Annotated in this window: 13 protein-coding genes; 11 read left to right on the forward strand and 2 right to left on the reverse strand. The window is 69.7% G+C overall.

The genetic code is table 11. The features are described 5' to 3' along the window. The first annotated feature begins 73 nt into the window (after nt 1-73). From AAHG09_RS01955 to AAHG09_RS02000, 10 genes are all read left to right on the forward strand, one after another. Nucleotides 74-1,453 (forward strand): HD-GYP domain-containing protein, encoded by a 1,380-nt coding sequence (locus tag AAHG09_RS01955; RefSeq protein WP_342105031.1) that lies wholly within the window; start codon nt 74-76, stop codon nt 1,451-1,453. Nucleotides 1,454-1,831: 378 nt separating this feature from the next. Beyond that, a complete protein-coding gene (locus AAHG09_RS01960) occupies nt 1,832-2,377 on the forward strand; it encodes a hypothetical protein (protein ID WP_342105033.1) in 546 nt (181 codons plus the stop codon). A 268-nt stretch (nt 2,378-2,645) separates the two neighbouring features. Then, nucleotides 2,646-2,867 (forward strand): hypothetical protein, encoded by a 222-nt coding sequence (locus AAHG09_RS01965; protein ID WP_342105035.1) that lies wholly within the window; start codon nt 2,646-2,648, stop codon nt 2,865-2,867. Between the two features lie 407 nt (nt 2,868-3,274). Further along, nucleotides 3,275-4,912 (forward strand): amidohydrolase, encoded by a 1,638-nt coding sequence (locus AAHG09_RS01970; RefSeq protein WP_342105037.1) that lies wholly within the window; start codon nt 3,275-3,277, stop codon nt 4,910-4,912. After that, a complete protein-coding gene (locus tag AAHG09_RS01975; RefSeq protein WP_342105039.1) occupies nt 4,909-5,901 on the forward strand; it encodes a CobW family GTP-binding protein in 993 nt (330 codons plus the stop codon). The genes AAHG09_RS01970 and AAHG09_RS01975 overlap by 4 nt, the downstream gene beginning before the upstream one ends. Then, the gene (locus AAHG09_RS01980; protein ID WP_342105041.1) at nt 5,892-7,511 is read left to right on the forward strand and encodes an ABC transporter substrate-binding protein; all 1,620 of its coding nucleotides are present in this window, start codon (nt 5,892-5,894) and stop codon (nt 7,509-7,511) included. Before AAHG09_RS01975 ends, AAHG09_RS01980 begins: the two co-directional genes overlap by 10 nt. Next, nucleotides 7,508-8,491, forward strand: coding sequence for an ABC transporter permease (locus AAHG09_RS01985; RefSeq protein ID WP_342105043.1), 984 nt, complete (start codon nt 7,508-7,510; stop codon nt 8,489-8,491). The genes AAHG09_RS01980 and AAHG09_RS01985 overlap by 4 nt, the downstream gene beginning before the upstream one ends. Then, nucleotides 8,488-9,408 (forward strand): ABC transporter permease, encoded by a 921-nt coding sequence (locus AAHG09_RS01990; protein WP_342105045.1) that lies wholly within the window; start codon nt 8,488-8,490, stop codon nt 9,406-9,408. The genes AAHG09_RS01985 and AAHG09_RS01990 overlap by 4 nt, the downstream gene beginning before the upstream one ends. Before the next feature lie 3 nt (nt 9,409-9,411). Beyond that, nucleotides 9,412-10,407, forward strand: a complete 996-nt coding sequence (locus tag AAHG09_RS01995; RefSeq protein ID WP_342105048.1) for an ABC transporter ATP-binding protein — start codon at nt 9,412-9,414, stop codon at nt 10,405-10,407. Next, nucleotides 10,404-11,426, forward strand: a complete 1,023-nt coding sequence (locus tag AAHG09_RS02000; RefSeq protein WP_342105050.1) for an ABC transporter ATP-binding protein — start codon at nt 10,404-10,406, stop codon at nt 11,424-11,426. Before AAHG09_RS01995 ends, AAHG09_RS02000 begins: the two co-directional genes overlap by 4 nt. A gap of 78 nt (nt 11,427-11,504) precedes the next feature. On the opposite strand, the gene AAHG09_RS02005 is transcribed toward AAHG09_RS02000, so the two are convergent. After that, nucleotides 11,505-12,893: an NAD(P)/FAD-dependent oxidoreductase gene (locus AAHG09_RS02005; RefSeq protein ID WP_342105053.1), complete on the reverse strand. Its 1,389-nt coding sequence runs from the start codon at nt 12,891-12,893 to the stop codon at nt 11,505-11,507. Nucleotides 12,894-12,905: 12 nt separating this feature from the next. Then, a complete protein-coding gene (locus AAHG09_RS02010) occupies nt 12,906-13,304 on the reverse strand; it encodes a nuclear transport factor 2 family protein (RefSeq protein ID WP_342105055.1) in 399 nt (132 codons plus the stop codon). A gap of 254 nt (nt 13,305-13,558) precedes the next feature. Here AAHG09_RS02010 and tauA point away from each other — a divergent pair, with 254 nt between their 5' ends. Continuing rightward, complete coding sequence (tauA, locus tag AAHG09_RS02015) at nt 13,559-14,590, forward strand: taurine ABC transporter substrate-binding protein (protein WP_342105057.1); 1,032 nt, start codon at nt 13,559-13,561, stop codon at nt 14,588-14,590. The last annotated feature ends 8 nt before the right edge of the window (nt 14,591-14,598 follow it).

Consider the following 14,598-nt stretch of genomic DNA (forward strand, 5'->3'; position numbering starts at 1 on the left):
ACGTTTTACTCAGCTTCTTCGGGCAGTCTTGCCGCCTATAGTGGCCTGTTGGGCAAGAGACCGGGCAAGAACGATGCAGATCGTGACGGACGGGCAAGAGGAAGCAAAGACAATCCATCTCTCGGAAGTGCTCGGCGCCTTGAGCCACGCGCTCGATCTGACGGAAGGCCAGCCGGTTGGACATTGCGTCCGCGCGACCTGGATCGGCTTCAACATCGGCCGAAAGATGGGCCTGTCGGACGCACAACTCTGGGAACTCTACCACACGGTGATGCTGAAGGATCTCGGTTGCTCCAGCAACGCCGCGCGCATCTGCGAACTCTATCTCTCCGACGATCTCAGCTTCAAACGTGACTTCAAGACGGTGAGCGATAGCCTGCCGAAGGTGCTGGGTTTCGTCTTCTCCCATACAGGTCTCAAGGCCGGCCTCGCCGAACGCTTCCGCGCCGTGCTCAACATCTTGCAGAACGGTGGCGAGATCGTCGATGACCTCATTCAGACCCGCTGCCAACGCGGTGCGCAGATCGCCGGTCAGCTTCGCTTTCCAGTAAGCGTCTGCGAAGCCATCCACGCCCTGGATGAGCATTGGAACGGCGGTGGCCGACCGGATCGGCTCGCCGGTTCCGCCATCCCGCTCTACGCACGCATCGCGTTGCTCGCTCAGGTCGTCGACGTCTTTCACACCGCAGCCGGCCCGACGGCAGCGATCGCCGAGGCGCGGGCGCGATCGGGCAAATGGTTCGATCCTGAGGTTGTGGCCTGCTTCGAGGCGGTCGCGGTCGAGCCCGGCTTCTGGGAGACCCTGGCCTCGAGCGAGATCGAGGAGGCGGTCTTCGCCCTGGCCCAAGGGAGCCCGATCGTGGTGGACGAAGACTATCTCGATGACATCGCCCGAGCCTTCGCGCAGATCATCGATGCCAAGAGCCCGTTCACGTCCGGCCACTCCGAACGGGTCGCGGTCTACGCCGACATGATCGCGGCCGAACTCGGCTACGCCCCGGAGCGACGTCGCTGGTTGAAGCGCGCCGCGCTTCTGCATGACGTCGGGAAACTCGGCGTCTCGAACGCCATTCTCGACAAGAACGGCAAGCTGGACGATGCGGAGTGGCGGGATATGCGCAACCACGCCACTCTGTCGGAAACCATCCTGCGCCGCGTCGCTGCGTTCCACGAGATGGCGAGCATCGGTGGCGGTCACCATGAGCGGTTGGACGGTAAGGGCTACCCACGCGGATTGAGCGGCGACGCGATCGCACCGGAGACCCGCATCGTCTCTGTCGCCGATGTCTTCGACGCGCTGACCGCCGATCGGCCCTACCGCTCGGCCATGCCGCTTGAGAAGGCGCTCGGCATCATGCGTGCGGATCTCGGCACAGCATTCGACCCGGCCTGTTTCGCAGCGCTGGAGCGGGCACTGGCCTCGATCCAGGGCGACCTCGCCCAAGCGGCCTGAATCGAGCTCCCCCCCCCGACTACCGCACCCATACCCTCGCATGGACCGCGTCGTCCGCCTCGCCGCGATGCGATGGCTTGCCTGCCAGCGCGACGACAACTTTGTTTCCCAGCCATCCGTAGATTGGCGAACGCAGGGCCCAACACATCAGGGCGTCCAAGAAGCGATTTGACATGTCTCTGGCGTCCTCATCCCTGTCTCTATGAAACGTATGGATCGCTGCCGGCGCTGCCTCAGCCCATCGATCCGTCGCGCACAGCATCCGAGTAATGACTATTCGATTGATGCCGCTCGATCCGACCGCGAACACATCCTGCAACTTCAAGAACTGTGCGACCTGCGCCGCTATTGGACGTGAAGGGTGAGCTTCATCTTCGGATGGATTCCACACTGGATGACGAAGTCACCAGCCTCTTTGAGAACCAGGGTCGTCTGTCCGCCCGGCTCCTGATCGCCGGCATCGAAGGCAAAGCGATCGGCTTCGATGAAGGCGTGATGCACGGCACTCTGGTCACCGTTGACGAGGGTGATCGTATCGCCCCGGTGCAGATAGAGGTCGCCGGGATCATAGTGCCGCCCCTTCTGCAGCACGATGCGGACGACATTGGCGAGGTCGGCTCGTGCGGGAGTCAGCGCGAGACAAGCCGATGCGAGCACGAGGGACCCGGCGAGGAGCGATCTATATCGGAAATTGCACTTCGCCATCAATACAACCTAGAACAAGTGCTCACTGTAGCCTTATTCCTAGCCTTATCTATTTATAGACTGGTCAATTCCGAGATCAATAAGCGCATAAACTTGGACTTGGCTGGCGATTCCGCGCCGATTTGCGCGCTATTAGCGACAACGGCGGAGCAAAATCTTTACCATTTCGGCCGCGCGCTGCGTCTTTGCGGACGCGCGGCTGGTTTGCCGACGCACTGAGAAGCAGGGATGAAGCAACTCGGCGACAGGAGCGCGCCGTTCATCTGTTCGATCCCGGCAATTCGGGAAGCGAAGATAATCAGCGGCTGGCTGCTTTCGGTCAGGGCGGACGGCGCCCCGAATGGCTTCATTGAGTGGCAAGCCAAACAGGGGCGACCCAGACGCAGGCGCGTCGTCAATACCCGATAAAACATCACAGGTTGCGTTTTAACCGTTTATCAACCTTCCGATTACAAATTAAGATTGCAATTGGGTGTGGGGGCACCGCATGGCAAAGCAGTCTCTCAAGGTCGGCCAGAAAGTCACGGCGTTACCGGTCCACGCCGAAGCAGTCTTGCTGCGTGTGATGGAGCTGCGGGAAACCATTTTCGAGCTGGGCGATAGCGAACTCATTACGCTGATCGATCTGCTGGTCCTCAGAGCGGCCGCAGTTTCATGCACCAGCCACCGATCGATTGCCGGCTTGAACGTACGGCAAATCGCGGCCTGATCTCGCCTGGATCGGGTCATGGTGGGTGTGGTTTTCGACGCGTCTGCCTGTCGGGGTGGCCGCCTCTGTCATGCGTGGCCACGCAAGGTCCAAGGCCGAATGGCCGTCGAAGGTAGACTCGCGACGGTCCACTTCTGGTCAGAGTATCGGTGAAGCCGACATGGCTGTCGCGCCCGCTCTCGCCCCGATCTGGACGCGACGGTGACGGCAGGCAGCAACACGGCGTGCAATCGCGCGATGCGGTGATACCGCCGGCCACGACGCCGCACGGGATGCAACGGCTGCCAGATCGTCCTCGTAGCCCCGCATCCCCCGGGCGATGCGGGCTGGCCCCCTTCATTCCCGGCGTCTGGCGCTAGCGGCTCGGACGGGCGACCGACATCCTGGGCGCCGTGCCGAGGACAGCCATGCCGAGCGAGATCACCCTCTTCGAGGCCCGGCGGGTCATCACGATGAATCCATCGCGGCCGGAGGCGACGCACATCGCCGTGCACGACGGGCGCGTGCTGATGGTCGGGACGGCGGAGGACTGCGCCGGGCTCGACGCGGTTCCGGATCGCCGCTTCGCCGACAAGGTCATCCTCCCCGGCTTCGTCGAGGGGCACGCCCACGTGATGGAGGGCACCCTCTGGCGCCAGACCTATGTCGGCGCCGGCGACCGCCGCAGCCCGGACGGACGCCGCGTGCCGGGCCTGCGTGACATCGGCGCCGTCGTGGACCGGCTCTCGGAGGCGGACCGATCCATCGCAGACCCGGACCAGCTGCTCTACGGCTGGGGCTTCGATCCGCTGCATCTCGGCGGCGCGCGCCTGACCCGGCACGACCTCGACCGGGTCTCGACCACCCGGCCCGTGATGGTCCACCACGCCAGCCTGCACATCACCAACGTCAACAGCCTGCTCCTGGAGATGGCGGGCTTCGACGAGACCACCGCCATCGACGGCGTGCCGAAACTGCCGGACGGCACCCCGTCCGGCGAGCTGCAGGGGATCGCCGCCCGGCTGCGCCTGTTTCGGGGGCTCGGCTACAACCCGATGAGCGGGACCCTCGACGCCGCCGACGTGGGCCGGTTCGGTGCGGCCGCGCAGCTCCAGGGCATCACCACCATCGCCGACCTGCACAACGACCTCACGGATGCGACCGTGGCGGTCTACGGCGCCGCCTGCGTCGAGGGCCTGCCGGTGCGGATCGTGCCGGCTCTAGCCTCGGTCTCGTGTCCCCCGGAAGACGGCGTCGCCAGGATCGGCCGCCTCGTGGCCGCGAATACCGAGCGCCTGCGCTTCGGCATCGTGAAGATCGTCGTCGACGGGTCGATCCAGGGTTTCACCGCCCGGCTCCTGCCGCCGGGCTATCACAACGGCGCGCCGAACGGCCTCTGGTACGTCGCCCCCGAGGATCTCGACCGGATCGTCGGCATCTACCACGCCGCCGGCATTCAGCTTCACATCCACACCAACGGCAACGAGGCCACCGAGGCGGCCCTCGACGCGGTCGAGAAGGCGCAGATCGCCCATCCCCGTCCCGATCACCGGCACACCCTCCAGCATTGCCAGATGGCGACCGAGGCGCAGCTGCGGCGGGTCAAGGCCCTGGGCCTGTGCCTCAACCTGTTCTCGAACCACCTCTACTACTGGGGCGACTCCCATCACGACCTGACGATGGGACCCGAACGGGCGGCCCGGATCGACGCAGCCGGGAGCGCGGCGCGGCTCGGCATCCCGCTCGCAATCCACTCGGACGCGCCGGTGACGCCGCTGGGGCCGCTGTTCACCGCCTGGTGCGCCGTCAACCGGACCACGTCGTCGGGGCGCGTGCTCGGCCCCGAGGAGCGGCTGAGCGTCGCCCAAGCCCTGCACGCCGTCACGCTCGGGGCCGCCTACACCCTGCGGATGGATCACTGCGTGGGCTCCATCGAGGCCGGGAAGTTCGCCGATTTCGCCGTCCTCGACGCGGATCCGTTCGAGACGCCCCCGGAGGCGCTCAAGGATATCCCGGTTCACGCCACGGTGCTGGGCGGCCGCGTCTTCGCGGTGCCGCCGGCATGAGGCCCGGGCTTCCCGCGCCCGCGACGCGCTGCCCGCTGACGGTGGTCGGCGGCTTCCTCGGAGCCGGCAAGACGACGCTGCTGAACCGGCTGCTCGCCGGATCGCAGGGCCGCTACGCGGTGCTGGTCAACGATTTCGGGGCGATCAACGTCGATGCGGGCCTGATCCAGGACCATGACGGGCAGACCCTCCGGCTGACCAATGGCTGCGTCTGCTGCAGCCTCGCCGACGGCTTCCTCGATACGCTGATGCGCGTCCTCGCGGAGCCCGAACCCTTCGATCACATCGTGATCGAGGCGAGCGGCGTCGGCGATCCGGGCGCCATCGCGGAGATCGCCCTGGTGGAGCCCGGCCTCGTCCTGCGCGGCGTCGTCGTGCTGGCGGATGCCGAGCGCGTGCCGGGCCTCGCCGCCGACCCGCGCCTGGGCGACACGCTCGCCCGCCAGATCCGCGCCGCCGACCTCCTCGTGCTCAACAAGCGCGACCTCGTGGACGAAGCGGGCCGCGCGGCAGCCCGGGATACGCTCGCCGCCCTCGCGCCCGGCGTCCCGGTCATCGAGACCGTGGCGGCCGCGCTGCCCGCTTCTGTCTTCGATCTCGGCGGCGCGGGTCCGGACCGGGCCCGGCGGGGATCGGCCCGGCTGCGGGCCGAGGCGGTCACGCACGAGGAGGCTTTCCAGCGCCTGCTCTACCGGCGCGCGGGCGCGTTCGACCGCGCCGCGCTCGAACGGGCGCTCACCGGCATGCCGGCCTCGCTCCTGCGGCTGAAGGGGCGGCTCGGTCTGGCCGACAGGCCCGGGATGCACCTGCTTCAGATGGTCGGGCGCCGCTGGAGCCTGTCGCCGCTGCCGGAGCCCGCGCCCGACGCGGCCGAGCTCGTCGGCATCGCGGCCACCGATCCCGAAGCCGGCCCGGCGCTGGCCGGCCTCCTCGACGCCGCGTTGCGCCCCCCGCACACCCCACACGGAGACCGAACCCGATGCGCCTGACCAAACGCACGCTCCTCGGCGCCGGCCTCTCGGTCCTCGCCGCGCCCCTGACGGCCCCGATCCTCGGCCTGCCGGAGGCTCTGGCCGACGACACCAATGCGCCGCTGGTGATCGGCACCAGCCAGGTGCCGCGCCACTTTAACGGCGCCGTGCAGTCCGGCATCGCCACCGGGATGGTCTCGACACAGATCTTCGCGAGCCCGCTGCGCTACGACGACCAGTGGAACCCGCAACCCTACCTGGCGAAATCCTGGGCCGTCGCCCCCGACAACTTGAGCGTGACGCTTCACCTCGTGGAGGACGCCGTCTTCCACGACGGACACCCGCTGACCGCGGAGGATGTCGCCTTCTCGATCGGGGTGATCAAGGCCAACCATCCGTTCCAGACCATGCTGGAGCCGGTCGCGACGGTCGAGACCCCCGACGCCCACACGGTGGTCATCCGGCTCGCGCGCCCGCACCCGGCGCTGCTGCTGGCCATGTCGCCCGGCCTGATGCCGATCCTGCCCAAGCACGTCTACGGCGACGGCCAGGACATCAAGACCCATCCGGCCAACCTGAAGCCCGTCGGCTCCGGCCCGTTCAAGTTCGTCGAGTACAAGCAGGGGGAGTCAATTCAGCTGGAGCGGTTCGACCGGTTCTTCATCCCCGGGCGGCCCAAACTGGCGCGGCTCGTTTACCGGATCCTGCCGGACCAGAACAGCCTCGTCATCGCCACCGAGCGGCGCGAGATCGGCATGCTGCCGTTCCTGTCCTCGGTGCGCGACATCGAGCGCCTGGCCAAGGCGCCGACCCTGACGGTGACGGATCGCGGCTTCGAGGGGATCGGCCCGATCAACTGGCTGGCCTTCAACTGCGGGAAGAAGCCCCTCGACGACGTGCGCGTGCGCCGGGCGATCGCGCTGGCGGCCAACCGCGACTTCATCACGGGCAAGCTGCTCGGCGGCGTGGCGAAACCCGCCACCGGCCCGATCGTGCCGGGCTCGCCGTTCTACGAGCCGTCCGTCGACCTCTACAAGCTCGACATCGCCAAGGCGGACGCCCTGCTCGACGAGGCCGGGCTCAAGAAAGGGCCGGACGGCACGCGGTTCCCGCTCACCATCGACTACATCCCCAACGACAACGACCAGCAGCGCAACGTCGCCGAGTACCTCCGGGCCGGGCTCAAGCGGATCGGCATCGCCCTCCAGGTCCGGGCCGCGCCGGACTTCCCGACCTGGGCACAGCGCGTCTCCAACTTCGACTTCGACCTGACCATGGACAACGTCTTCAACTGGGGCGACCCGGTGATCGGCGTGGCGCGGACCTACCTGTCGACCAACATCCGCAAGGGCGTCATCTGGTCGAACACCCAGCAGTACAGGAACCCGAAGGTCGACGAACTGCTGAACGCCGCCGCGGTCGAGACCGACCTGCAGAAGCGCAAGGCGCTCTACGACGAATTCCAGACGATCGTCGTGTCCGAGGCGCCGATCGCCTACATCAACCTCACCCCCTACAAGGCGGTCTACGACAAGCGTCTGACGAACCTGCCCCTGTCGATCTGGGGGCCGCTCTCGCCCCTCGACGAGGTCGCCTGGGCGCAGGGCGCCGCCGGAGCCGAGCGATGACGGGCCTGCGCAGGCTCGGCGCGACGGCGGCGAACGCCGTCGGCCTGCTGCTCGCCGTGGTGGTGCTGAACTTCCTGCTGATCCAGGCGGCGCCGGGCGATCCGGCGCAGGTCATCGCCGGGGAGATGGGCGGCGCCTCGCCGGAGATCATGGCGGAGATCCGCACGCGCTACGGCCTCGACCGCAGCCTCCCCGAGCAGCTGGCGACCTATGTCGGCAAGGTGGCGCGGGGGGATCTCGGCTATTCGTTCTTCTTCAACGAGCCGGTCTCGCGCCTGATCCTCGGGCGGCTGCCGGCCACCGCCCTGCTGGTCCTGTCGTCCCTGGGCCTCGCGGTACTGGCCGGCGCCGGCCTCGGGATCCTGGGCGCCCGCAGGCCGAACGGCCTCCTCAGTCACGTCGTCTCCCTGGTGGCGATCGCCGGCAACGCCGCGCCGGTGTTCTGGACCGGCCTGATGCTGCTGGTCGTGTTCGCCTCCCTGTGGCCGGTACTGCCGGTCGCCGGGATGGAGGACGTCGCCACCCCGCGCCACGGCATCGCCTACGCCCTGGACGTCGCCCGGCACCTGGTTCTGCCGGCGCTCACCCTCGGCATCGTCTACGTCGCGCAGTACAGCCGCCTGATGCGCGCCAGCATGATCGACGCGCTCAACGCCGACTACGTCCGGACCGCCCGGGCCAAGGGCCTGCCGGAGCGGATCGTGATCGGCAAGCACGCCCTGCGCAACGCGCTGATCCCCCTCGTCACCATGGTGGGCCTCCAGTTCGGCCAGCTCTTCGCCGGGGCGATCCTGGTCGAGACCGTGTTCGCGTGGCCGGGGCTCGGCCGGCTGACCTTCGACTCGATCCTGCGACGCGACTACCCGACGCTGCTCGGCATCCTGTTCTGCTCGGCGCTGCTGGTCATCGCGGCGAACCTCGTCACCGATTTCCTCTACCGCCTGATCGATCCGCGGATCCGCGCCGGGAGGCCGGCATGAGCGCCCTCGTCGCGGCCGAGCCGGCGGCGCGGCCCGCGCCTTTGCGTTCCGAGGCGCCCCCGATGCCGCGTCCCGCAGCGAATCCCGGCCTCGCCGCCCTGCGCCTGTTCCTGCGCAACCCCAGTGGGATTCTGGGCTGCGTCATCCTGATCGGTCTGCTATTCGCCGCGCTGGCGGGCCCGCACCTCTACGGGGTCGATCCGTTCGAGATCGTCGGCGCCCCGTTCCAGCCGCCCGGGGGCGACCCGCTGCTCGGCACCGATTACCTCGGCCAGGACATTCTGGCGGCCCTGCTCCAGGGCGGCCGCGCGACACTGCTGGTCGGGTTCTCGGCGGCCCTCATCACCGTGGTGATCGGCGTGACCTTCGGGGCGCTCGCGGGCTTCTTCGGCGGCCGGGTCGACGCGGCCTTGATGAAGGTCACCGAGTTCTTCCAGGTGCTGCCGACCCTGCTGTTCGCGATGGTCCTCGTCACCCTGTTCGGCCAGAGGATCGCCATCACCACGATCGCGATCGGCATCGTCTCCTGGCCGCCCACCGCCCGGTTGACCCGGGCCGAGTTCCTGCGCCTGCGCGGCCTCGACTTCGTCAAGGCGGCCCGGGCGGCCGGCGCCGGACCGCTCTACCTGATCGGCCGGGTGATCCTGCCGAATGCCGCGCCGCCGATCGTGGTCTCCGCGACGCTGGCGATCGGCACCGCCGTGCTGTTCGAGGGCGCCCTGAGCTTCCTCGGGCTGGGCGACCCCAACGTGATGAGCTGGGGTCTGATGATCGGTCAGAACCGTGCCTATGCCCTGGAGGCGTGGTGGACCGTGCTGCTGCCCGGCGCGGCGATCTTCCTCGCGGTCCTCGGCGTCAGCCTCGTGGGCGATGCGGTCAACGACGCGGTCAACCCGCGCCTGCGCAAGCGGAGCTGAGCGATGGCCCCCGTTCTCGCCGTCGAGGATCTGACTGTCACCCTGACGCAGCCGGGCGGCCCCGTGCCGGTCCTGGAACGCCTGAGCTTCTCCGTCGAGGCCGGCCGCACCATCGCCCTCGTCGGCGAATCCGGCTGCGGCAAGAGCATGACCGCGCTGGCCATCATGGGCCTGCTGCCGGAGGGCTTTGCCCGCGCCGACGGCCGGATCCGGCTCGCCGGGGAGGACATCGCGGCCGCCAGGCCGGCCCGGCTCCGGGCTTTGCGCGGCAGCGCCCTGTCGATGATCTTCCAGGAGCCGATGACGGCCCTCAATCCGGTCTACACGGTCGGCGACCAGATCGCCGAGGCGCTGCGGCTGCACCAGCGGCTCGGGCGCCGCGCCGCCCTGGAGCGGGCGCTGGCGATGCTGAGGGCCGTGCAGATCCCGGCGGCCGAGCGTCGCCTCCATGCCTATCCGCACGAACTGTCCGGCGGCATGCGTCAGCGGGTGATGATCGCCATGGCGCTGGCCTGCCGGCCCAAGCTCCTGATCGCCGACGAGCCGACCACGGCCCTCGACGTGACCGTCCAGGCACAGGTCTTCGACCTGCTGAAGGTCCTTCAGGACGAGATGGGCACCGCCATCGTGCTGATCACCCACGACCTCGGGGCGGTGGCCGACATCGCCGACAGCGTGGCGGTGCTCTACGCCGGAAGCTGCATCGAGCAGGGCGACACCCAATCGGTGATGCGCGCGCCGCAGCATCCCTACACGCGCGGGCTGATGGCCTGCACGCCGCACCTGCGCCTCGGCGCGGCGGCCGATGCGGGGTCGGAATCGCTGCGCGAGATCCCGGGCCTCGTTCCGCCCCTCGGCCGGCGGCCGGCGATCTGCGCCTTCGCGGACCGCTGCGGCCGGGCCGACGCCACCTGCCTGGACAAGCCCCAGCCGGCCCTGGCCGAGTCCGGCCCGGCCCGGGCGGTGGCCTGCTGGCACCCGGAGACCCGCGCCGCATGACGTCGAACGCCGCATCGGCCCCGACCGGGGCGGACCTCCTGCAGGTCAACGATCTGAAGGTCCACTTCCCGGTCCCGGGGGGCGGGCGTGTCCACGCCGTCGACGGCGTGAGCTTCGTCGTGCGCCGGGGCGCCAGCTTCGGCATCGTCGGGGAATCCGGCTCCGGCAAGTCGACCACGGCGCAGGGGATCATGCGCCTCGTCCCGGCGACCGCCGGTCAGGTGGTCCTGCGCGGCGCGGACATCCTCGGCCTCCGGGGCGACAAGCTCCGACAGGCGCGCCGCCACATCCAGATGGTGTTCCAGGACCCGTTCGCCTCCCTCGATCCCCGGCGCTGCGCCGGGGACCTCGTGGCCGAGCCGCTGCGGCTGCTGGAGGGGCTGTCGCGACGGCAGGCGGCGGCGCGGCTCGACGCGCTGTTCGCCGCGGTGGGCCTGCCGGCCGAGGCCCGCAGCCTGTTCCCGCACCAGTTCTCCGGCGGGCAGCGCCAGCGCCTGTGCATCGCCCGGGCGCTGGCGACCGAGCCCGACATCATCGTCTGCGACGAGGCGGTCTCGGCGCTCGACGTCGCGATCCAGGCGCAGATCCTCAACCTCCTGGCCAAGCTCCAGGCCGAGCGCGGCCTCGCCTACATCTTCATCTCGCACGACCTCGGCGTCGTGCAGCACCTCTGCGACGAGGTCGCGGTGATGTATCTCGGCCGCATCGTCGAGCAGGCGCCGACCCGGACGTTCTTCTCCGCGCCGCGCCATCCCTACAGCTGGTCGCTGATCTCGGCGGCGGTGCCGGCCGGCCCCGCGCGGGACGCCCTGAAGGCGCGCTACCTCGTGCGCGGCGAGCCGCCGAGCCCGATCGATCCGCCCGCCGGCTGCCGGTTCGCCGGGCGCTGCCCGTTCGCGATCGAGCGGTGCCGCGCCGAGGATCCCGCCCTGCTGGCGACCGGCCCCGGCCATTACGTAGCCTGTCACCGGATCGGCGAGATCGCCGCACCGGATTTCGACCGGGCTCAGGCCGCCTGACCGCGCCCGATTCCCTGACGAACAAGGCCGCCCCGAACACGCGGGGCGGCCTTTTTTTCGATGCGGCGCGCCGCCGGTTCAGGCCGCCTCGTCGCGGTGGTGGTACCAGCGATAGAGCATCCGCTGCCCGATGCGCCGGAACGGGGCGAAGGGGTGACCCGGCAGCGCACCCTCGAAGATCGGCAGGCCCGCGGGCCTGCGCCCGGCCACCAGCCCGGCCAACCGGCGGCCGGCCTGGGCCGAGAACGAGACGCCGTTGCCGCCATAGCCCAGGGCGTAGAACAGGGGCTCGCCCGGTTCGGGCTGGACGATGCGGGGCATCATGTCGTGGCTGACATCGACCCAGCCCCACCACGAATAGTCGATCGCGATGCCTTCGAGGACCGGGAACTTCTGGTGCAGGCCATCGACAAGCAGGCGCAGGTGGCGCGGATGGGTCGCGTCCGCGCCGGTGATCGCGCTGCGGCTGCCGATCTGCACCCGGCCGTCGGGCAACCGGCGATAGTAGAAGCGCAGGGTGCGCGTGTCGGTGACGAAGGTCGTCGTGCGCAGCGTCGCGGCGATCTCGTCGGCGGTGAGCGGCCGCGTGACCAGGGAATTCGACAGGATCGGCATGATCCGGCTGCGCAGGCGCGGGTGCAGCCCCTGGCTGGTATAGCCCCCCGTGGCGATCGCCACCGCGCGGGCCCGCACGATCCCGTGGGGCGTCCGCACCCGGAAGCCGCCGCCGTCGCGGTCGATCCCGAGCACCGGGCTGGCCGGGTGAACCTTGGCCCCGGCCGCCCGCGCGGCCCGGAGGTAGCCGAAGGCGAACTTGGCCGGATGGATGCCGATCCCGAGCGGTTCGTGGAGCGCGCCGACCGCGCCGGCCTCGTCCATCCAGTCGCGCCGCAGCTCGTCCCGGCCGAGCATCCGGGTGCGGTAGCCGAAGACCGTGTTGGCGACCTCGGATTCCACCGCGAGCTTGGCGAAGGTGCGGGGCCGATGGGCGACGTAGATGTGGCCGCCGGGCTGCGGATCGGGGTCGAACTCGCGCACGAGTCCGGCGAAGTAGTCGAAGCCCTCCAGGATCTCGGCGTGGAGCCGGAGTGCGGTCTCGCGGCCGTAGCGGGCGATCCATTGCGAGCGGCTGAGCCGGCCCGAGGCGTTCTGGCCCTGGCCGCCGTTGCGGGTGCTGCAGCCCCAGGCGACCCGGTTGGCCTCCAGCACGGTGGCCTTGATGCCGTGATCGCGGGCGAGGCTGAGGGCGCAGGACAGGCCGGTGAAGCCGGAGCCGACGATCACCACGTCCGCGTCGACATCCCCCGTGATCGGGCCGTCATCCGCCGGCGGCGGGCCGGCGGTGGCGACCCAGTAGGTCGGCGCATAGGCGCGGTCCGTCCCCGGGGTGGCGTCGGTCAGCGGGTCGTAGGTCGGATCGTAGGGCGCGCCGGTCGGGCGCGGGACGGGATCGGGGGTCAGGCTCACGCTCCGCCTCCCTCAGGCCGCCTGGACCGGGCGGTCCTTGCGGAAGGCACTCTTGCGGGCGATCAGCGGACCGTCGAACACGAACAGGTCGACCCCCTCCACGGCGACCCGGCCGCCATCGGCCCGGGTGCCGGTGAACAGCCATTCCGACGTGGCCCGCTCCCCCGCCAGCGTGTGGCGCGACACCGTCCAGGCCACATCCGGCATGTCGGTCCAGACCGCCACGAAGGCCGCCCGCACGGATTCCTGTCCGGTCAGGCGCCGGCCGTGCGCCTCGGGGCCGGCGGCGGTGTCGAACACGATACCGGGGGTGAAGCAGGCCATCACGCCGTCGGCATCGTGGCGGTTGAAGGCCGCGAATAGGCGCTCCAATAGGGCGTGGCGCTCCGCTTCGGTCGTCGCTTCGTTCATGGACCTGTGCTCCCCTGGCGCACCGGCAGGCGCCCGTCGCTCGCGACGACCTAGCGCCGCCGCCGGCCGGCGGACGAGATCCAGAGCGAGGCCAAAGACGCGTCCAGTTGGCGGTCGAATCCGGGGGCAGAGGAGCCAGACGGAGACGATTCGGCCGGCGTCTGGCCCCTTGTGCACGGGGCTTGCCTTGTCGGACCCTGGCGCTGACGCGCCGAGCCGCATCGATCCGGTTTGCCAGAGGGGGGAGTGTGGACATGGACAGCGTAAGACCGCGATCGAATTCGCGCCGCTTCGTGGTGCGCGCGCTACTGATCGCCCTGACGCCCATGGTTCTGGGCCTCCTGGCCCCCGGCGCCGCCCGGGCCGCCGAGAAGTCGGTCACCTTCGCCCACCAGGACATGGTGGTGCCGTTCCGGGCCCTGATGGCCTCGGGGGCGATCGAGAAGGCCACCGGCTACACGGTGACCTGGCGCAAGTTCGGCGGCGGCGGCGACGTGATCCGCGCCATGGCGTCGGGCAACGTCCAGATCGGCGAGGCGGGGTCGAGCCCGATCGCGGCGGCGGCCTCGCAGGGGCTCGACATCGAGCTGTTCTGGATCCTCGACGAGATCGCCGATGCCGAGCAACTCGTGGCGCGCAACGGCACCGGTATCAGGAGCGTGGCCGACCTGCGCGGCAAGACCGTCGCGGTGCCGTTCGTCTCGACCTCCCACTACCAGCTGATCGCCGCCCTGGCGGAGGCCGGGCTCGGGCAGAAGGACGTGACGATCCTCAACATGCGTCCCCCTGAGATCGCCGCCGCCTGGGAGCGCGGCGACATCGACGCGACCTTCATCTGGGATCCGGTCCTCGCCCGGGTGAAGAAGTCCGGCACGGTGGTGCTCTCGGCGGGCGACATCGCCCGCAAGGGCAAGGCGACCTTCGACGGCCTCGTGGTCGACCGGGCCTGGGCGGCGCAGAACCGGGACTTCCTGGTCACGCTGGTCAAGCTGATCGCCGCCGAGGACGCCGCCTACGCGGCCAAGCCCTGGGCCGCCGACGCGCCCGAGGTGAAGGCGGTCGCCAAGATCACCGGCGCCGATCCCGCGGAGGTGCCGGCGAGCCTCGCGAGCTACCGCTTCCCGACCCTCGACGCGCAGGCCTCCCCGGCCTGGCTCGGCGGCGGAGCCGCCAAGGCCCTGACCGAGACCGCCGAGTTCCTGAAGGCCCAGGGCCGCGTCCAGGCCCTGGCGCCGGATTACGGCTGGTTCGTCACCGGGGACTACGTCGCCGCGGCCCGGAAGTAGCCGGCGGC

Origin of the sequence: Methylobacterium guangdongense (assembly GCF_038442355.1) — a bacterium.
GTDB lineage: Bacteria > Pseudomonadota > Alphaproteobacteria > Rhizobiales > Beijerinckiaceae > Methylobacterium > Methylobacterium guangdongense.